Origin of the sequence: Streptomyces sp. NPDC058773 (assembly GCF_042746015.1) — a bacterium.
Taxonomy (GTDB): Bacteria; Actinomycetota; Actinomycetes; order Streptomycetales; family Streptomycetaceae; genus Streptomyces.
In genome coordinates, this window is the sequence record NZ_JBHYPE010000037.1 from 40,411 (window position 1) to 59,114 (window position 18,704).

Annotated in this window: 11 protein-coding genes; 2 read left to right on the plus strand and 9 right to left on the minus strand. The window is 72.1% G+C overall.

What is annotated here, in order from left to right; genetic code table 11:
- Window positions 1–30: 30 nt before the first annotated feature.
- Complete coding sequence (locus ACFW5B_RS26800; RefSeq protein ID WP_386444597.1) at window positions 31–507, plus strand: hypothetical protein; 477 nt, start codon at window positions 31–33, stop codon at window positions 505–507.
- Between the two features lie 94 nt (window positions 508–601).
- Here the strand turns inward: ACFW5B_RS26800 and ACFW5B_RS26805 are convergent, their stop codons facing one another.
- Complete coding sequence (locus ACFW5B_RS26805) at window positions 602–772, minus strand: hypothetical protein (protein WP_386444600.1); 171 nt, start codon at window positions 770–772, stop codon at window positions 602–604.
- A 208-nt stretch (window positions 773–980) separates the two neighbouring features.
- On the opposite strand from ACFW5B_RS26805, the gene ACFW5B_RS26810 reads away from it, so the two are divergent.
- On the plus strand, window positions 981–1,535 hold the full coding sequence (locus ACFW5B_RS26810) for a hypothetical protein (protein WP_386444603.1): 555 nt from the start codon (window positions 981–983) through the stop codon (window positions 1,533–1,535).
- A 13-nt stretch (window positions 1,536–1,548) separates the two neighbouring features.
- Here the strand turns inward: ACFW5B_RS26810 and ACFW5B_RS26815 are convergent, their stop codons facing one another.
- The 8 genes from ACFW5B_RS26815 to ACFW5B_RS26850 form a co-directional block, all read right to left on the minus strand.
- Entirely contained in the window at window positions 1,549–2,214 is a 666-nt protein-coding gene (locus ACFW5B_RS26815; protein WP_386444606.1) for a GntR family transcriptional regulator, read from the minus strand.
- A 149-nt stretch (window positions 2,215–2,363) separates the two neighbouring features.
- Window positions 2,364–3,368, minus strand: a complete 1,005-nt coding sequence (locus ACFW5B_RS26820; RefSeq protein WP_386444675.1) for a proline racemase family protein — start codon at window positions 3,366–3,368, stop codon at window positions 2,364–2,366.
- Window positions 3,369–3,398: 30 nt separating this feature from the next.
- Window positions 3,399–4,307 (minus strand): dihydrodipicolinate synthase family protein, encoded by a 909-nt coding sequence (locus ACFW5B_RS26825; RefSeq protein WP_386444609.1) that lies wholly within the window; start codon window positions 4,305–4,307, stop codon window positions 3,399–3,401.
- A gap of 68 nt (window positions 4,308–4,375) precedes the next feature.
- Complete coding sequence (locus ACFW5B_RS26830; protein WP_386444612.1) at window positions 4,376–5,836, minus strand: FAD-dependent oxidoreductase; 1,461 nt, start codon at window positions 5,834–5,836, stop codon at window positions 4,376–4,378.
- A complete protein-coding gene (locus ACFW5B_RS26835) occupies window positions 5,817–6,131 on the minus strand; it encodes a (2Fe-2S)-binding protein (protein WP_386444615.1) in 315 nt (104 codons plus the stop codon). Before ACFW5B_RS26835 ends, ACFW5B_RS26830 begins: the two co-directional genes overlap by 20 nt.
- A 26-nt stretch (window positions 6,132–6,157) precedes the next feature.
- The gene (locus ACFW5B_RS26840) at window positions 6,158–7,312 is read right to left on the minus strand and encodes an NAD(P)/FAD-dependent oxidoreductase (RefSeq protein ID WP_386444618.1); all 1,155 of its coding nucleotides are present in this window, start codon (window positions 7,310–7,312) and stop codon (window positions 6,158–6,160) included.
- A gap of 474 nt (window positions 7,313–7,786) precedes the next feature.
- Complete coding sequence (locus tag ACFW5B_RS26845; RefSeq protein WP_386444621.1) at window positions 7,787–8,512, minus strand: dienelactone hydrolase family protein; 726 nt, start codon at window positions 8,510–8,512, stop codon at window positions 7,787–7,789.
- A 194-nt stretch (window positions 8,513–8,706) separates the two neighbouring features.
- Complete coding sequence (locus ACFW5B_RS26850) at window positions 8,707–18,348, minus strand: Ig-like domain repeat protein (protein ID WP_386444624.1); 9,642 nt, start codon at window positions 18,346–18,348, stop codon at window positions 8,707–8,709.
- Window positions 18,349–18,704 lie beyond the last annotated feature (356 nt).

Consider the following 18,704-nt stretch of genomic DNA (forward strand, 5'->3'; position numbering starts at 1 on the left):
CATTTCGGGCTTCTTCTCGTCAGTCACCACGTGTTTGGATCTTGGAATGACATCGACGAGTTCACCAGCGACATCGAGAGCGTGATCGGTGGCTACCCGACCGACCCGTGGCCGGCCATCGAACGCTGCATCAGCCGGCTGGAGACCGATTTGGACAGCGATGCCACTGTCTACTGGCTCCTCGGGGTCGCCGCCGTGGGCCCGTGGATGGAGTGGTGCGACGAGCGCCCGGATCTCGTCCGCCGCGCCGGGAACGCTCTGGAGGCGGCGCACGTCGCGTTCCGGCAGCGCGAGGGCGACTGCACGCACGACCGGCACCCGTGGGATGACGGCCCGTTCCAAATCGGGGACGACCTCACCGCCTTCATGTACTCCGTGCAGGAGGCGGACGACTGGGACCCCGCGGAGTACTCGGAAGAGGAGGCCTCGTACGGTCCGGACTTCCGGGAACGCATGCGGTGCCCGCGCAACTTGGCCGCGTTCGCGAAGAACCCTGCCGCCCTGTAGAAGCGGAAGCCGCCCATGGCCGGTTCCACGCGGCGCCCGAGGCCGTGCCGTCCGGTGGTTCCGCCGCGGGCGCCCGCGGTTCAGCGAGGAGCGGTCATCGCCCCGACGCCCCCGGAACCAGGGACGGCTTGTAGTGGTTGATCAGGCCCGCGTGCTGGTCGGGCCGGGCGTCCCGGTGGGAGTTGGGGTGGTCGAGTCGAGGCCGGCGCCCGTGCAGGAAGAACGACGTGGCGCGAGAGGCCAGGCGAGTGAGCGGTGCTTTCATTGGTCCTCCTGGTCGAAGTGCTCCGTACTGCGAGCGTACGGAACGCCGGCCGCGTGCAGGGCGATCTGAGCAAGATATGAGCGTTCGGTGCCGGGGCCGCCGGGCCGGTCATCAAAGGCCTGTGCCCCGTGTGCCGTTGGACACACCCGGCGGGCGCCTCCGAAACAAACGAGTGGTGGGCGGCGGACGGGGCGAGGACCATGGGCGCATGGCCAAGGAGATCCGGCGGCAGCTGCAAGAGGCCGCCGAGAAGCATCAGTTCACGCATATCGAGCGCGGGATTCCGGGCGGCGATGAGATCGAGGGGTTCGTGCTGGGGGTGACGCCCGCATGGACCGTGATCGCGGAGTGCGACCGCCTTGCGCTGGACGGTTTCGTGGCGCTCAGGACCCGCGACATCGTGCAGCTCAGACGCCGGGGATCGGGGGATCTGATGGTGCGCTGGCTGCAGCGGCACGGCCCCTGGCCGCCACCGGAGCCACGGGGTGAACTCTCGCTGACAGACGTCCGGTCCCTGACGGAGTCGGTGGGCAGGCGCTACCGGCTGATAGCGGTCTTCCAGGAGGATCTGGACCCCGGAGTGTGTTACATCGGGGCACCGGTGCACTTCGGAAAGAAGCGGATCGAGCTGCGCGAGGTCAATCCGAGAGCACGCTGGGCCACCACCCCGTCGTCCTTCCGCTACGAGGACATCACCCGCATCGACTTCGACGACCGGTACAACACCATCCTGGATGCGCTGGCCGGTCCCCCGCCGCAGTAGCGACGCGAGCGCCTCACCCGTTCTTGGCCCAGAGCGAGCGGACGTGCCCCAGGTGCTTGGCCATGCACTTCTCGGCGCCCTTCGCATCGCCCGCCAGCATCAGGTCGAGGAGTTCGAAGTGCTCCTCGGCCGACGGGATGAGTTCGCCCCGCTCGTCCAGGGCGGTCAGCCCGTACAGCCGTGAACGCTTGCGCAGTTCGCTGACGGTCTCGACGAGGCGGTCATTGCCGCTGAGGCCGAGGAGTTCGAGGTGGAACTGCCGGTCGGCCTCCAGGTAGCCGATCAGGTCGTGGTCGCGCGCGGCGCGCACGATCTCCCCGGCGACCGGCCGCAGCGCCTCCAGCTCCTCGCGGGAGGCGGAGCGGGTGATCCGGCCGATCATCGGGATCTCGATGAGCGCGCGGATCTCGGTGTACTGGTCGAGGTCGCGTTCGTTGACTTCGGTGACCCGGAAGCCCTTGTTGCGGACGGGCTCGACCAGGCCCTCGCGAGCCAGGTCGAGCATCGCCTCGCGCACGGGCGTGGCCGAGATGCCGAAGTCCTCGGCCAGGACCGGCGCCGAGTACACCTCGCCGGGGCGGAGTTCACCGGAGATCAGGGCGGCGCGCAGGGCGTGGGCGACCTGGTCGCGCAACCGCTCCCGGGTGGCGTTGAGATCGCGGTGCTGCAGGTGCCCCATATCGGTGGTGATCCCTTCATGCCGGAGCGGATCACCAGCATACAATTTCACATTGTTTTCCCGGGCGGGAGGGAGAGGCCAGGGGTGCGGTGGCACGGGCGTCCGGCCCGACCGGCCGTGGTCTCCCCGACCGGCCGTGGTCTCCGTGGTCAGAGGAGGAAGCCTGCCGGGAACGGGTCGTCCGGGTCGAGGAAGTACTGGGCGGTGCCGGTGATCCAGGCACGGCCGGTGACGGTCGGGATCACGGCGGGCAGCCCGCCGACCTCGGTTTCGGCGACCAGCCGGCCGGTGAAGCGGGTACCGATGAAGGATTCGTTGACGAAGTCCTGGTCCAGGGGGAGTTGGCCGCGGGCGTGCAGCTGCGCCATCCGCGCCGAGGTGCCGGTGCCGCAGGGCGAGCGGTCGAACCAGCCCGGGTGGATGGCCATCGCATGCCGCGAACGCCGGGCGTCCGAGCCGGGCGCGGCCAGATAGACATGCTTGACCCCGGCGATCTCCGGCCGTTCGGGGTGGACCGGCCGGTCCGGTGAGGCGTTGATCGCCTCCATCACGGCCAGTCCGGCGGTCAGCAGGTCGTCCTTGCAGGAACGGTCGAACGGCAGCCCCAGGGCGTCGAGTTCGACGAAGGCGTAGAAGTTGCCGCCGAAGGCGAGGTCGTAGGTGACCGTGCCGTACCCCGGGACCTCGGCGGTGCGGTCCAGGCCGGCGCAGAAGGCGGGCACATTGGTGAGGGTGACCGAGGTCGCCGCACCGTCCGTCACATGGACGTCGACGGCGACCAGTCCGGCCGGGGTGTCCAGCCGCACCGGGGTGACCGGCTCGGTCACCGGCACCATGCCCGATTCGACGAGGACGGTGGCGACCCCGATGGTGCCGTGTCCGCACATCGGCAGCAGACCGGAGACCTCGATGTAGAGGACGCCGTAGTCGGCGTCGGTGCGGGTGGGCGGCTGGAGGATGGCGCCGCTCATGGCGGAGTGCCCGCGCGGCTCGTACATGAGCAGCGTCCTGAGATGGTCCAGGTGCTCGATGAAGTGGAGCCTGCGCTCGGCCATGGTGGCGCCGGGTATCACCCCGACGCCACCGGTGATCACGCGCGTGGGCATGCCCTCGGTGTGCGAGTCGACGGCGTGGAAGACATGACGCGTACGCACCATGAGTCCTTTCGGTGTGGCCGGCTGCGGTCAGTGGTGTCCGGCGGCCAGGGCCTTTTCGGTGGCGGCCCGGACCTCGGCCTCGGTTTCCTCCGTGAGCGGGGAGCGCGGCGGGCGTACGGGGCCTCCGCGGCGGCCGGCGAGGTCCATGGACAGCTTGATGCACTGCACGAACTCCGTCTTCGAGTCCCAGCGCAGCAGCGGGTGCAGGGACTTGTAGAGCGGCAGGGCGGTGTGCAGGTCACCGGCGACGGCGGCGTGGTACAGCTCGGCGCAGGTGGTGGGGAAGGCGTTGGGGTATCCGGCGATCCAGCCGACCGCACCGGCCACGGCGAGTTCCAGCAGCACGTCGTCCGCGCCGATCAACAGGTCGAGATCCGGGGCGAGTTCGGCGATCTCGTAGGCGCGGCGTACGTCGCCGGAGAACTCCTTGACCGCGACGATGCTGCCGTCCTGATGCAGCCGGGCCAGCAGCCCGGGGGTCAGGTCGACCTTGGTGTCGAGGGGGTTGTTGTAGGCGACGACCGGCACGCCCGCCTTGGAGACCTCGGCGTAGTGGGCGCGGACGGCCGGTTCGTCGGCGCGGTAGGCGTTCGGGGGCAGCAGCAGGACCGAGCCGCAGCCCGCCTCGCCCGCCTGCTCGGCCCAGCGCCGGGCCTCGGCGCTGCCGTAGGCGGCGACGCCGGGCATCACCCGCGCGGCGTCGCCGGCCGCTTCGACCGCGGTCCGCACCACACGGGCCCGCTCGTCGGCGGTGAGGGTCTGGTACTCGCCGAGCGAGCCGTTCGGGACGACACCGTCGCAGCCCTGCTCGATCAGCCAGGTGACGTGCCGGGCGTAGGCGTCGTGGTCGACGGTCAGGTCGTCGCGCAGGGGCAGCGCCGTGGCGACCATGATGCCGCGCCAGGGGCGGGCGCCGTTCCAGGTGTGGGCGGTCATACCGGTGAACCCTTCTGTGGCGTGTGCTGTTGCGTTGTCCGGGTCGTGGGGAGCGCCGGGGCGGTCGGTCAGTCGTCGGTGGGCGGGGCGGTGTCCGGCCGGTCCGGCGGGGCGTCGGGGGCGGCGAGCGCCGAGAGCGGGACGGGGACCGCGAACGGGCGGCGTTCGGCGGGCGGTTGGCCGGCTCCGCCGCCGGCCGCGAGGCAGGCGGTGGCCGTCCCGCACATCCGTCCCTGGCACCAGCCCATACCGGCCCTGGTGAGGAGTTTGACGGTGCGGACGTCGCGGGCGCCGAGCCCGGTGACGGCCTCGCGGATCCGTCCGGCGGTCGCCTCCTCGCAGCGGCAGACCTCCGTGTCGTCGGTGAGCCAGTCGGTCCAGCCGGCCGCCGGTGCATGGCTGACGGCCATCGCCTCGGCGAAGGCACGCATGCGGTCCCGGCGGCGGCGCAGCTCACGTATGCGCCCTTCGTGGAGGGAGCATCCATGGAGCCGGGCGGCGGCCGCCATTCCAGCCAACTCGCCCTCGGTGCAGGCGAGTTGGGCGCCACCTATGCCCCCGGTCTCCCCCGCCGCCCACAGGCCGCGTACCGAGGTTTCCTGCAGGCCGTCCAGGGCGAGGGCGGTTGTCCCGTCCGCGGTGGGGCGGGTGACACAGCCGAGTGTGGTGGCCAGTTCGATCTGCGGGATGAGGCCGTGGCCCACCGCGAGGGCGTCGCAGGCGATCCGCCGGGCGGTTCCCCGTACGGGCCGCCAGTCACGGTCGAGCCGGGTGACGGTGACGGCGGCGACGCGTTCGGTGCCGTGCACCTCGGTGACCGCGCTGCGGGTGCGCAGCGGTACCCGGTGGCGCAGCAGCGCGGCGCCGTGGACCGCCGCCTCGACGAGTTTGCGCGGATGGGCGGCGAGCGCACCGGGATGCCGCGCGTAGCCCAGGTACCGGGATGCCTCGATGACGGCGGGGACGCGGGCACCGGCGGCGGCCAGTGACGTGGCGACGGCGAGCAGCAGGGGGCCGCTGCCCGCCACGACGATGCGTCTGCCGGGCAGCACCAGACCGGACTTGAGCATGGCCTGGGCTCCCCCGGCGCCCACCACCCCGGGCAGGGTCCAGCCGGGAAAGGGGAGTTGGCGTTCGTACGCGCCGGTCGCGAGGAGGACCGTACGAGCCCGTACCCGCACCGAGCGCTCCTCGGTCCCGTCGGCCCCGGTGACCGCGTGCACCGCCCACCGGGCGTCGTCCTCCTTGGTGACGGCCCAGACATGGTGGCCGGAGAGGTGCGTGAGGTCGCTGCGTTCCAGGCGCCGGCGCAGGGCGGTGAAGGTCCGCCAGTCGTGGTGCAGCGCCTCGGGCCGGGCCGCGCCGAGGGCCCGTGCCGGATGGCGGTAGAACTGGCCGCCGGTCTGCGGTGAGGCGTCCAACAGGGCGACGGTCAGGCCGAGTTCGGCGGCGGTGACGGCGCCGGCGAGACCGGCGGGTCCCGCGCCGATCACCGCCAGGTCGTACGGGTCAGACGCCGAGGCGGGCATGGCCGTGTCCCTCCTGGGTGCGGATCGCGTCGCCGGGGCGGGCGGGCACCAGACAGGCCCGGCGGTTGGGCTCCCCGTTGATGGTGGCGAGGCAGTCGTAGCACTGCCCGATGCCACAGAAGGCGCCCCGCGGGCGGCCGGTGGTGCGTGTGGTGCGCCAGGCGAGGATGCCGGCGGACCACAGTGCCGCGGCGACGGACTGGCCGGGCAGGGCGGGGACCGGACGGCCGTCCATGGTGATCTCGAACGGTGCGGCGGGGTGCACCCCGGCCAGTTCGGCGGGCGTACGGGCCATGCGGGCCTCCTCTCGTGGTGGACGGGTCAGGCAGCGGCTTCGAAACGGTCCGGGGCGAACGGGCCCGCGTCCAGAGGCGGTTCGGCACCGGCCGCGAACCGCGCGATGAGCAGTCCGGTGGCCGGGGCGAGTCCGATCCCCGCACCCTCGTGACCGCAGGCGTGCAGCAGACCGGGCACCCGTGGATCGGGGCCGATGGCCGGCAGATGGTCGGGCAGGTAGGGACGGAACCCCGCGTACGTCCGTATCGCGCGGACCCCGGCCAGGACCGGGAAGAGTGCGGTGGCCTGGGCGGCCAGGCGGCGCAGCGCCTCGGTCGACAGCGTGCGGTCGAAGCCGACGCGTTCCCGGCTGGCGCCGATCAGGACCGGGCCGGCCGCGGTGCCCTCGACGACCGCCGAGGTCTGCAGCGCCGCCGAGCCGCTGGCGACGTCGGCGACATAGTCGGCCGCGTACACCTTGCGCCGCACCACCCGCGGCAGCGGTTCCGTGACGAGCACGAATCCGCGGCGCGGCAGCACCGGGAGCTCGACGCCCGCGAGCCGGGCGAACGCGCCGCCCCAGGTGCCGGCCGCGTTGACCACGGCCGGGGCATGCACCTCGCCGGCCGTCGTGCGCACCCCCCGCACCGCCCCTTCGGCCGTGGTCAGCAGGCCGGTGACCTCTTCGCCGAGTGCCAGGCGCACCTTGTCACCGCCCGCGCGCAGCAGATGGGCGGCGGCCAGCGCCGGCATCACCTGTGCATCCTGCGGGTAGTGAAAGCCGCCGGCCAGGTCGGGGGTCAGATGCGGTTCCAGCTCCGGCAACCGGTCCGCGGGGACCTCCTCCGCCCGCACACCCGCCTTTTCCTGTCCGGCCGCGAAGTCGCGCAGCGCGCGCATCCCGGACGCGTCGGAGGCGACCACGAGGCCGCCCTTGGGCTCGTACTCGATCTGCGGCGGCAGGAGTTCGGCCAGCTCCCGCCACAACTCGGTGGAGAGCAGCGCGAGTGCGAGTTCGGGGCCGGGCTCCTTGTCGGAGACCAGGAGGTTGCCCTCGCCGGCGCCCGTGGTGCCGCCCGCGACGGGGCCGCGGTCGAGCACGGTGACGGAGAGGCCGGTCCGGGCCGCGTAGTAGGCACAGGCCGCGCCGACCACGCCCGCTCCGACGACGATGACATCCGAGGTTCTTCTCGTCAGCACCTCAGTAATATTTCACATTGCACCATGGCTGCCAAGGGTACGGCGGGGTGCGGCCGCAACTCCCCAGGGGGCGGAGCCCGTTGCGCCGGATTCTGCACGACTGTCCGGACGTTGGTAAGTCGCGGATGCGCCAACGGCCGGGCACGGCGGGAGGTCGGCCTCGGATGACCGCCGCGGCCACGGTGTGGCAGATGGGCGTCCCGGGCACCCCGCGCGGCTCCCTGCACATCCTGGCCGCGCTGCTGAATCCGGACGGCGGGGTGAAGCCGGAGATGGATGCCACCGACAACGCCTCGCACTCCGGCATGGCTCAAGCACCGCAACCTGAACCTGGACCTGAACCTGCTCGGCCGCCACAGCTTCACGGCCTCGGCCCCAGCCGCCGGCGCCTTGCGCCCGCTGCGCGACCCGGAGGCGTCGGAGCTGGACGAAGACGACGACGGCGGCAGGGGTGAGGATCAGGAGCCGATCGGATCAATCCGTGACGGGCAGGCACTCGGCGAGCAGAGCGACGACGTCACGCCAGGCTCGCTCTGCGTGCCGCGGGTGGTAGCCGACGCCGGGACGCACGGTGTGGTCGACCGGTGGATGGTGGAAGGCGTGAAGGGCTCCCCCGTAAACCACGAGGCGCCAGTCGACGCCCGCAGCCTCCATCTCTGCGGTGAACGCGTCCCGTTGGGCGGGCGGCATGATCGGGTCCTCCGACCCGACCCCGGCCCAAACCGGGCAGCGAATGCGTGCCGCCTCGCCCGGTCGGCCCGTGGTGAGAGCGTTGACTGTCCCGATCGCGCGCAGGTCGACGCCATCGCGACCGAGTTCCAGTGCGACTGCACCCCCGGTGCCGTAGCCGACGGCGGCGGTCCGGTCGGGGTCGGCCCGTGGTTCGGCACGCAACACGTCGAGCGCGGCGTGACCGATTCCTCGCATCCGGTCGGGGTCGGCGAGCAGCGGCATGCAACGGGCCAGCATTTCCTCTGGGTCTTCCAAATAGCGTCCGCCATGGAGGTCGAAGGCCAGCGCCACGTACCCCAGCTCGGCCAGAGCCTCGGCCCGTCGGCGTTCGACATCGCTGAGCCCTATCCCCTCGGGGCCGACCAGGACCGCGGGTCGGCGCTCGGCACCGGCCGGGAGCGCGAGGTGTCCGATCATCGTCAGGTTGTCGGCCGGGTATTCGACCGTACGGGTTGTGATCGTCGTCATACGACTGGACGGTAATGACTGTTGCGCCCGCCCGGCGTGGTGTTCACCGATGGCAGACAGCAGTCCTGTCCGGACTACAACACCCGGACGCGTCGCCCTCCTGTCGGCAAACGATCGAATGACGACAGGCGCGGTGGCCGTCCCCGGACCCTGTGCGCCGGTCCGGGGCACCGCTCTCCGTCAGTTGATCACTGTCAGTTGGTCACCGTCTGGACGGTGGTTCCGACGGACGGCGCGAAACTGACATCGCCGTTGTAGTTGGCGGTGATGCTGTGCGTGCCCTTCGGCAACGGGTTGAAGGTCGCACTGGCCGTGCCGTTGACGAGAGGCACCGTTTGCGGGGTGCGTCCCGGGATGGCGAAGGTGATGGTTCCGGTGGGTGTGCCGGTTCCGGGGGCGACGGCCACCACGGTCGCGGTGAGCGTGACCGCGTCTCCCGTCGTCGAGGGGTTGGGCGTGGAGACCAAGGTGGTGGTGGTCGCGGCCCGGGTGACGGTCTGGGTGTCGGTGCCGGTGGAGCCCGAGAAGCTGGTGTCGCCGCCGTAGGTGGCGGTGACGGTGAACGGGCTTCCTGTGGTGGTCGTGTAGGTGTGGGTGAGGGTCGCGACACCGCCGGAGAGCGTGGCGGTGCCGGCGGTGGTGCCGTCACCGAAACTGAAGGTCACCGTTCCGGTCGGCGTCCCGGCGCCGGAGGAGACGGTCGCCCGGAGGGTCACCGTCGCACCGGACACCGAGGGGTCGGGGGACGAGGTGACCGTGGTGGTGGTCGCGTTCTTGGTGAGGGTCTGGGTGTCGGTGCCGGTGGAGGCCGAGAAGTTGGCGTCCCCGGCGTAGGTGGCCGTGATGGGGAAGGGGCTGCCGGCCCGGGTGGCATAGGTGTGGCTGACGGTTGCGATACCGCCGGAGAGCGTGGCGGTGCCGGCGCTGGTGCCGTCACCGAAACTGAAGGTGACCGTGCCGGTGGGGGTACCCGCACCCGGCGCCACCGCGGCAACCGTCGCCGTCAGCGTCACCGCCTGCCCCGCCCCCGACGGATCCGGAGACGACACCACCGCCGTCGTCGTCGCCGCCTTACCCACCGTCTGCGTATCACTCCCACTCGACAAGGTGAAGTTGCCGTCGCCGTTGTAGGTCGCCGTGACGGGGTACGGGCTGCCGGAGGTTCCGCTGAACGGATGGGTCACGGTCGCCGTGCCGCCGGAGAGCGTGGCGGTGCCGGCAGTGGTGCCGTCACCGAAACTGAAGGTCACCGTTCCGGTGGGGGTACCCGCACCCGGCGCCACCGCGGCAACCGTCGCCGTCAGCGTCACCGCCTGCCCCGCCCCCGACGGATCCGGAGACGACACCACCGCCGTCGTCGTCGCCGCCTTACCCACCGTCTGCGTATCACTCCCACTCGACGACATGAAGCCGCTCTCCCCGTTGTACGTCGCCGTGACGGGGAAGGGGCTGCCGGACCGGGTGGCGTAGGTGTGACTGACGGCCGCGACGCCGTCGACGAGTGCGGTCGTGGTGGAGCCGGTGCCGTCGCCGAAGCTGAAGGTGACCGTACCGACCGGGGTCGCGACGCCGGGGGCCACGGACGTGACGGAGGCCGTGACGGTGGTGGGCTGTCCGACGACCGTGGGATCGGGCGACGACACCACCGCCGTCGTCGTCGCCGCTTTACCGACGGTCTGGGTGTCGGTCCCACTCGACGACGTGAAGTTGGCGTCCCCGCCATAGGTACCGGTGATGGGGAACGGACTGCCCGACGTGCTCCCGTACGCATGCGTCACACTCGCGAAACCATCACTCACCGGCACCGTCAGCGTCGGACTCCCATCACCGAAATCGAACGTCACCGTCCCCGACGGCGCACCCGCCCCCGGCGCCACCGAAGCCACCGACGCCGTAATCGTCGTCAACTGCCCCACCACCGTGGGATCGGGCGACGACACCACCGCCGTCGTCGTCGCCGCCTTACCGACGGTCTGGGTGTCGGTCCCACTCGACGACGTGAAGTTGGCGTCCCCGCCATAGGTACCGGTGATGGGGAACGGACTGCCCGACGTGCTCCCGTACGCATGCGTCACACTCGCGAAACCATCACTCACCGGCACCGTCAGCGTCGGACTCCCATCACCGAAATCGAACGTCACCGTCCCCGACGGCGCACCCGCCCCCGGCGCCACCGAAGCCACCGACGCCGTAATCGTCGTCAACTGCCCCACCACCGTGGGATCGGGCGACGACACCACCGCCGTCGTCGTCGCCGCCTTACCCACCGTCTGCGTATCACCCCCACTCGACGACGCGTAGCTGGCGTCCCCGCCATACTGCACGGTGACCGGGTAGGGGCCGCCCGCGCCCGTGTAGGTGTGGGTGATCCTGGCGACGCCGCCGGAGAGCGAGGTCACCGCGGTCGGTGTGCCGTCCCCGAAGTCGAAGGTGACCGCGCCGGTCGGCACCCCGGCGCCCGGCGCGACCGGCGTCACGGTCGCGGTGAGGGTCACCGGCTGGCCGACCACGGACGGGTCCGGCGCGGTGGCCACCGTGGTCAGCGTCGACGCCGGGGCGACCGTCTGGGCGTCGGTGCCCGAGGAGGAGCTGAAGTTGGCGTCCCCGCCGTAGTTCGCGGTCACGGTGTACGGGCTGCCGGCCGCGGTGGTGTAGGCGTGGGTCACGGTCGCCACGCCGCCGGAGAGCGGCGCCGTGATGGCCGCCGTTCCGTCGCCGAAGGTGAAGGCGACCGTTCCGGTGGGGACCCCGGCGCCGGGCGGGGTCGGGGCCACGGTCGCGGTGAAGGTGACCGGCTGGCCGGTCACCGAGGGGTCCGGGGAGGAGGTCACGGTCGTCGAGGTGGTGGCGGCGCTGACCGCCACCACGTGGGTCTCGGTAGTGGTGACGGGGGCGAAGTCGGTGTCGCCGCCATAGGTGACGGTGACCGTGTACGGGCTGCCCGCCGTGCTCGCGTAGGCGTGCGTCACGGTCGCCACCTGGGAGGACACCGGTGCGGTGACGGGTGTGGTGCCGTCGCCGAAGTCGAAGGTGACCGTACCGGTCGGGGTGCCCGCGCCCGGCGGGACGGCGGAGACCTGGGCGGTGAAGGTGACCTGCTGTCCGGCCACGGACGGGTCGGGGGACGAGAACAGCGACAGGGCGGAGGAGGCCTGGCCGACGGCCTGACTGTCGGTCCCGGTCGAGGAGTTGAAGTCGGCGTCCCCGCTGTAGTTCGCGGTCACGGTGTACGGGCCGGGCGAGCTGTTGGCCCAGGTGTGCGTCACGGTGGCCAGGCCGGCGTTGACCGTGGCGGTGACGGAGGGGGTGCCGTCGCCGAAGTCGAAGGTGACCGTACCGGTCGGGGTGGCGGCCCCCGGTACGGCTGCGGAGACGGTCGCGGTGATCTCCACCGGCTGGCCCGCCACCGAGAGGTCGGGCGAGGTGGCCACGACGGTGGTGCTCGCGGCCGGGGTGACGGTCTGGGTGCCGGTTCCCGTGGAGGGGGTGAAGGAGTCGTCACCGCTGTAGGTGGCGGTGAGGGCGTACGGGCTGCCGGAGGTGGTCGCCCAGGCATGGCTGAGGGTGGCGGTGCCGTTCGTCACGGGTGCGGTGACGGACGGGGTGCCGTCGCCGAAGTCGAAGGTGACGGTGCCGGTGGGGGTGCCCGCCCCCGGCGCGGCCGCGGAGACCGTCGCCGTGATGTCCACCGGCTGGCCGGTCACCGCGGGGTCCGGCAGGGAGCTGAGCACCGTCGCCGACAACGCCCGTTCCACGACGTGGGTTTCGGCCCCCGCGGAGGCGGCGCACTCGTCGTCGCCGCTGTAAGTGGCATGGACGGTGTAGGGGCTGCCGGAGGCGCTCGTGTAGGCGTGCTCGGCGGTCGCCACACCACCCGCCGCGGTGACGGTGACCGGGGCGGTGCCGTCGCCGAAGTCGAAGGTGACCGTGCCGGTCGGCGCACCGTCCGCCGGGGGGTCGCAGGTCACCCTGGCGAGGAAGGTCACCGGCTGGCCGGTGACCGAGGGCTCCGGCAGTCCGCTGAGGGTGGTGGTGGTCGTGGCCCGGCCCACGGTGTGGGTGCCGGTCCCGGTGGCGGGGCCGAAGTCGGCGTCCCCGCTGTAGGTGACGGTGACGGTGTAGGGGCTGCCGGTGGTGCTCGTCCAGGCGTGGCTGAGGGTGGCGGTGCCGTCCGTCACGGGGGTGGTGAGGGGCGGGGTGCCGTCACCGAAGTCGAAGGTGGCCGTGCCGGTGGGGGTGCCGGCGCCGGGCGCGACGGCGGAGATCCGCGCGGTGAGGTCCACCGGCTGGCCGATGACCGAGGGTTCGGGCAGTGCGCTGACAATGACCGCGGTCGTGGCCGGGGCGATGGTCTGGGTGCCGGTGCTGGTGGAAGCGGTGAAGTTGGCGTCCCCGCTGTAGTCGACCGTGATCGTGTAGGGGCTGCCGGAGGCACCGGTCCAGGTGTGGGTCGCCGTGGCCACTCCTGCCGTGACCGGCGCCGTGGTGGGGCCGGTGCCGTCACCGAAGTCGAAGGTGACCGTGCCGGTCGGGGTGCCGCCCCCCGGCGCGGCGGCCGAGAGGGTCGCGGTGACGGTCACCGGCTGGCCGGTCACCGCCGGTTGGGGCAGGGAGGTGACCACCATCGTGGACGCGGCCTGGCCGACGGACTGGGTGGTGGTGCCGCTGGAGACGGTGAAGTCGATGTCCCCGCCGTAGGTGGCGGTGACGGTGTACGGGCTGCCGGACGGGCTGGTGTAGGCGTGCACGGCCGTCGCCAGCCCGTCGACGACCGGCAGTGCGGCCGGGGCCGTCCCGTCGCCGAAGTCGAAGAAGACCGTTCCGGTCGGAAAGCCGCCGCCCGGTTCCGCCGCGGCGACGGACGCGGTGAAGGTGACCGGCTGGCCGACGACGGACGGGTCCGGCGCGGAGGTCACCGTGGTGGTGGTCGAGTCCTGCAGGACCGAAAGGGGGGTCGTCGCCACCGAGTTGGTGAAGTCGGCGCCGCCGGCGTAGGTGACGGTGATCGTGTACGGGCTGCTGATGCTGCTGGTGTAGATGTGGGTGAGCACCACGGCACCGCCGACCAGCGTGGCCGTGGCGGGGGTGGTGCCGTCGCCGAAGTCGATGGTGACCGTGCCGGTCGGGGTGCCGGCGCCGGGCGGGACCGGTGCGACCGTCGTGCTGATGGTCACCGGCTGGCCCACGACCGCGGGATCGGGACCGGCGGTCACCGTGGTGGTGGTCGCGGCCGCGAACAGGCTCTGGGAGCCGGTGCCCGTGGCGGGACCGAAGTCCGCGTCACCGCTGTACGAGGCCGAGACGGTGTACGGGCTGCCGGCGGTGGTGGTGTACGCATGGGTGACCGTCACCGTGCCGGCCACGGTGGCGGCGGTGACGGTGGGGGTGCCGTCACCGAAGTCGAAGGTGACCGTGCCGGTCGGGGTACCCGCCCCCGGGGCGTCCGCCGTGAGGTTCGCGGTGAGGGTCACCGGCTGGCCGACCGCTGACGGATTCGCCGACGACAGGACCGTGACGGAGACGGTGGCCTGGTTCACGGTCTGGGTGTCGGTGCCCGTGGAGGGCTGGAAGCTCGCCTCACCGTTGTAGACGGCGGTGACCGCGAACGGGCTGCCGGAGGTGTGCGGGTAGGCGTGCATGGCGATCGCGGTGCCGTCGGTGAGGGGCGCCGTGACGGTCGGGGTGCCATCGCCGAAGTCGAAGGTGACCGTACCCGTCGGGGTGCCCGCGCTCGGGGTAGCGGAGGTCACGGTCGCGGTGAAGGTGACGCCCTGGCCGGTCACGGACGGGTCCGGCGCGGAGAGCACCGTCGTCGAGGTGGCTGCCTGCTCGACGGCCTGGGTGCCGAGGCCGGCCGAGCCCGCGAAGTTCCCGTCCCCGCTGTAGACCGCGGTGATGGTGGTCGAATCGTCGGCTGTGGCGAAGGTGTGGGTGGTCGTCGCGGTGCCGCCGGTGAGCGGGACCGTCGTGGTCGCGGTGCCGTCGCCGAAGTCGAAGGTGACCGTGCCGGTCGGGGTGCCGGAGGCGGGCGGAACGGCCACGACGGTCGCGGTGACCGTCACCGCCTCGCCGACGGCGGACGGGTCCGGCGCCGAACTCACCGTCGTGGAGGTGACCGAGACATCGGTGTTCACGCTCTGGGCCAGCGTCCCGGTGGAGACCGCGAAGTCACCGTCACCGCTGTAGGTCGCGGTCACGGTGTAGGGGCTGCCGGCGGTGCTGGTGTAGGCGTGCGACACCGTGGCCACGCCGTGCGAGACCGCCACGGTGGCCGGCGTGGTGCCGTCGCCGAAGTCGAAGGTGACCGTACCGGTCGGGGTACCGGCGCCCGGTGGCACCGGAGCCACCCGTGCGATCAGCATCACGCTCTCGCCCACCGCCGCGGGAGTCTGCGAGGAGGTGACCGTGGTGGTGGTCGCGGCCTGGGCGACGGCGTGGACGATGGTGTCCTCGGACGCGGCGTAGTTGGCGTCACCGAGGTAGACCGCGGTGATCGTGAAGGGGCTGCCGCTCGTGCTGGTGTAGGGGTGGGTGACCGTCACCGTGCCGTTCACCAACTGGGCGGTGAGGAGCGGGGTTCCGTCACCGAAGTCGAAGGTGACCGGCCCGGTGGGGATGCCCGAGGCGGGTGCGGTGGGGGTCACGGTGACGGTGACCGACTCGCCCGTCACGGACGGGTCGGGTGCGGCGGTGACCGTGGTGGTGGTCGCGGCCTGCTCGACGCTGTGGCTGTCGGTGCCGGTGGACTCGGTGAAGTTGGTGTCCCCGCTGTAGGTGACGGTGACCGGGAACGGGGCGAGCGGCGCGGTGGCGTAGGTGTGGGTGAGGACGGCGGTCCCGTTGGTGAGGGGTGTGGTGACGGGTGCGGTGCCGTCGCCGAAGTCGAAGGTGACCGTGCCGGTCGGGGTGCCCGAGGTCGGCGGGGTGGCGGCGACGGTCGCGGTGAAGGTGACCGATTCGCCGGTGACCGAGGGGGATGGGGAGGACGTCACGGTCGTGGTGGGCACGGCCTTGGCGACCGACTGGCTGTCCGCCCCCGCGGACGGGTTGAAGTTGTCGTCGCCGCTGTAGGTCGCGGCGACCGTGTACGGGCTGTCCGCCACATCCGGATTGGCGTGGGTGACCGTCGCCGTGCCGCCCTCGACGGGGGCCGTGACGGGCGGGCTGCCGTCGCCGAACTCGAAGGTCACGGTGCCCGTGGGCGCCCCGGACGCCGGTGCCTCGGGCGTGACCTGCGCGACGAAGGTCGTCAACTGCCCCACGGTGGAGGGGTCGGGTGCGGAGTCCACGGCGGTGGTGGTGTCGGCCGGCTGCACGGTCTGGGTGTCGGTCCCGGAGGAGCCGGTGAAGTCCGCGGCGCCGTTGTAGGTGGCGGTGACCGGGTACGGCGTCTCGGACGCGTCGGTGTAGGAGTGGGTCACGTCGGTGGCGCCGGCGGTGAGCGCCGATGTGACGGTAGGGGTGCCGTCACCGAAGTCGAAGGTGACCGTACCGGTCGGAGTGCCGGCACCGGGCGCGAGCGCGGCGACCGTCGCGCTGAACGTCACCGACTCCCCCACCGCCGAGGGATCCGGCGCGGAAACCACGGCGGTGGTGGTGCCGGCCGGCTGGACGCTCTGGGTGTCCGTCCCGAAGGAGAGGGTGAAGTCCGCGTCACCGTTGTACGTGGCGGTGACCGGGTACGGCGTGGCGGCCGCGGCCGTGTAGACGTGGCCGGTGGCGGCGGTGCCGCCGGTGAGCGGAACGTCGGCGGTCGGGGTGCCGTCACCGAAGTCGAAGGTGACCGTACCCGTCGGGGTACCGGCACCGGGCGCGAGCGCGGCGACCGTCGCGCTGAACGTCACCGACTCCCCCACCGCCGAGGGATCCGGCGCGGAAACCAGCGTCGTCGACGACGCGCTCGGTCCCACCGACTGGCTGCCGGTCCCCGTGGAGGGTTCGAGGTTGCCGTCGCCGTTGTAGGTGGCGGTGACCGTGTACGGGCCGGCCGCCGTGCTCGCGTAGACATGGCTGACGGCGGCGGTGCCGCCGGTCAGCGGAACGTCGGCGGTCGGGGTGCCGTCACCGAAGTCGAAGGTGACGGTGCCGGTCGGGACGGCCGCTCCGGGCGGCACGGCGGCGACCGTCGCGGTCACGGTCACCGGCTCCCCGGCCACCGAGGGGTGCGGCGCGAGGTCCACCGCGGTGGTTGTGGCCACCTGGTCCACGGTCTGGCTGTCGGTCCCGGTGGAGGGCGTGAAGTTGGTGTCGCCGCTGTAGTCGGCGGTGACCGTGTACGGCACTTCGGCGGCGTTCACAAAGGTGTGGGTCACGGTGGCGGCGCCGCCCGTCAGCGGCATGGTGAGCGGTGGGGTGCTGTCGCCGAAGTCGAAGGTCACGGTGCCCGTGGGCACCCCGTCCCCCGGTGGGGTGGGAGCGACCCGTGCGGCGTAGGTGACCGGCTGTCCGGCCTGCGACGGTTCGGGTCCGTGGGTCACCGTGGTGGTGGTCGACGCCGCCTCGACAGTCTGGGTGTCCGTCCCGGTGGTGGCCATGAAGAAGAGGTCGCCGCTGTAGTTGACGGTGACGGCGTAGGGGGTGCCGGACGGGGCGGTGTAGGCGTGGTCGACGGTGGCCGTGCCGTTCGTGAGGGGCGCCGTCACCTGCGCCGTGCCGTCGCCGAAGTCGAAGGTGGCGGTGCCGGTCGGCGTTCCCGTCGTGGGCGGGATCGCGGCCAACGCCGCGGTGAAGCCGACCGGTTGGCCGACGACGGAGGGGTCCGGCGTGGAGGTGACCGCCATCGTCGCGGGCGCTTTGTAGTCGAAGGCGTTGGGGAGCGTGACACTGCCCCCGGGTGTGCTGACGACGAGGTCGGCGGGTCCGGGGAGGCCCGCGGGGGTCACCACGACGAGCAGGGTGTCGGAGTACGCGCGAAAGGACCGCACGGGGACGCCGCCGATGGTGACGCCGGTGACGCCGGCGAGGCCGCTGCCCGTCAGGACGAGGGTGGTGCCGCCCGCGACCGGCCCGGTGTCCGGGCTGATGCCGCTGACGTTCGCCACCACCGCGTAGGTGTAGAGCAGCCGGTTGCTGACTCCGCCGAGGGTGGTGATCTGGACGGAGACGGTGCCGGGCCCCGCGGCGGGCGGCACCGTGACTCCGACCTGCCGGTCGGAGAGCACCGTGGGGAAGGCGACGGCGTCGCCGAAGCGGACCTGCAGCGCGGTGCTCAGGCCGGATCCGGTGAGGATGACGGTGTTGCCGCCGCCGACCGGGCCGCCGGCCGGTGCGATTCCGGAGAGGCTGGGCCAGGGGATGTAGTAGAAGTAGCCGACTCCGGCGGAGCCGCCCGGGGTGGTGACGGTGACCGGGACCGCCCCGTTGCCCGAGGGAGTGACCGCGATGATGGTGTTGGCGTCGAGGACGGTGAAACTCGCCGCCCGCCGCGTACCGAAGGTCACGGCCGTGGCGCGGGTGAAGTTGCGCCCTATGATCGTCACGACGGTTCCGCCGCTGTAGGAGCCCTGGCTGGGGAAGACACCGGAGAACTGGTTGCGCTCCGCGAAGGTGCTGAAGCCGCCGACGGCGGACAGTCCCCAACTCGGCGCGTACGGCGTCCGGTTCCGCATACCGGCGAGGGTGTCCAGCAGCACACCGCCCTCGCTCGGCACCGGCAGCTCGGAGTCGTCGGGCAGGGTGCAGACGACCAGGCCGTCGGGGTTGCTCCGCGCCACCAGGGGTACCGGCGCGCTGAGGGTGGGGACGGCTTCGTCGGAGCGCGGGTCGAGGACGGCGATGCAGTTGCCGTGGCGGTCGGTGAGGATGACGAGCCCGTGGAGGTTCTCCGGATTCAGCATGACGGCTCCAGACCAACTTGTGGACCCGCCGCACCATGAGCGCGCTCGGGTACGCGCGCCGGCATGGCCGGTCCTGCACATCCCCAACGGAGGAGCGCTCGAACGGCCTCGTGCTCACACTGATGCTCCGAAGCAGGCAGGGGCCTTCCGCTCCCCCGGAAAGGATGGGCGGCCCACCGGAATCGGACGGAATCAGTAACCCATCCCGGTGAGGCGCAGGCAACACACCGATAGGGACCTCACCCGTACGGGCGAGCGCGTACCGGTCACCGGCGAACCGCGGTGCCCGCCGTCGGCGCGGTCACCCCGGTGCCGCGATGACCGTGGTGACCGGTACGCCCGTCAGCGCGGCCGCC

Coding starts and splice junctions, on each gene's coding strand:
- ACFW5B_RS26835 (WP_386444615.1), bottom strand. CDS start 6,131: ATGGCCCGTACGCCCGCCGAACTGGCCGGGGTGCACCCCGCCGCACCG.
- ACFW5B_RS26810 (WP_386444603.1), top strand. CDS start 981: ATGGCCAAGGAGATCCGGCGGCAGCTGCAAGAGGCCGCCGAGAAGCAT.
- ACFW5B_RS26845 (WP_386444621.1), bottom strand. CDS start 8,512: ATGACGACGATCACAACCCGTACGGTCGAATACCCGGCCGACAACCTG.
- ACFW5B_RS26825 (WP_386444609.1), bottom strand. CDS start 4,307: ATGACCGCCCACACCTGGAACGGCGCCCGCCCCTGGCGCGGCATCATG.
- ACFW5B_RS26805 (WP_386444600.1), bottom strand. CDS start 772: ATGAAAGCACCGCTCACTCGCCTGGCCTCTCGCGCCACGTCGTTCTTC.
- ACFW5B_RS26830 (WP_386444612.1), bottom strand. CDS start 5,836: ATGCCCGCCTCGGCGTCTGACCCGTACGACCTGGCGGTGATCGGCGCG.
- ACFW5B_RS26815 (WP_386444606.1), bottom strand. CDS start 2,214: ATGGGGCACCTGCAGCACCGCGATCTCAACGCCACCCGGGAGCGGTTG.
- ACFW5B_RS26850 (WP_386444624.1), bottom strand. CDS start 18,348: ATGCTGAATCCGGAGAACCTCCACGGGCTCGTCATCCTCACCGACCGC.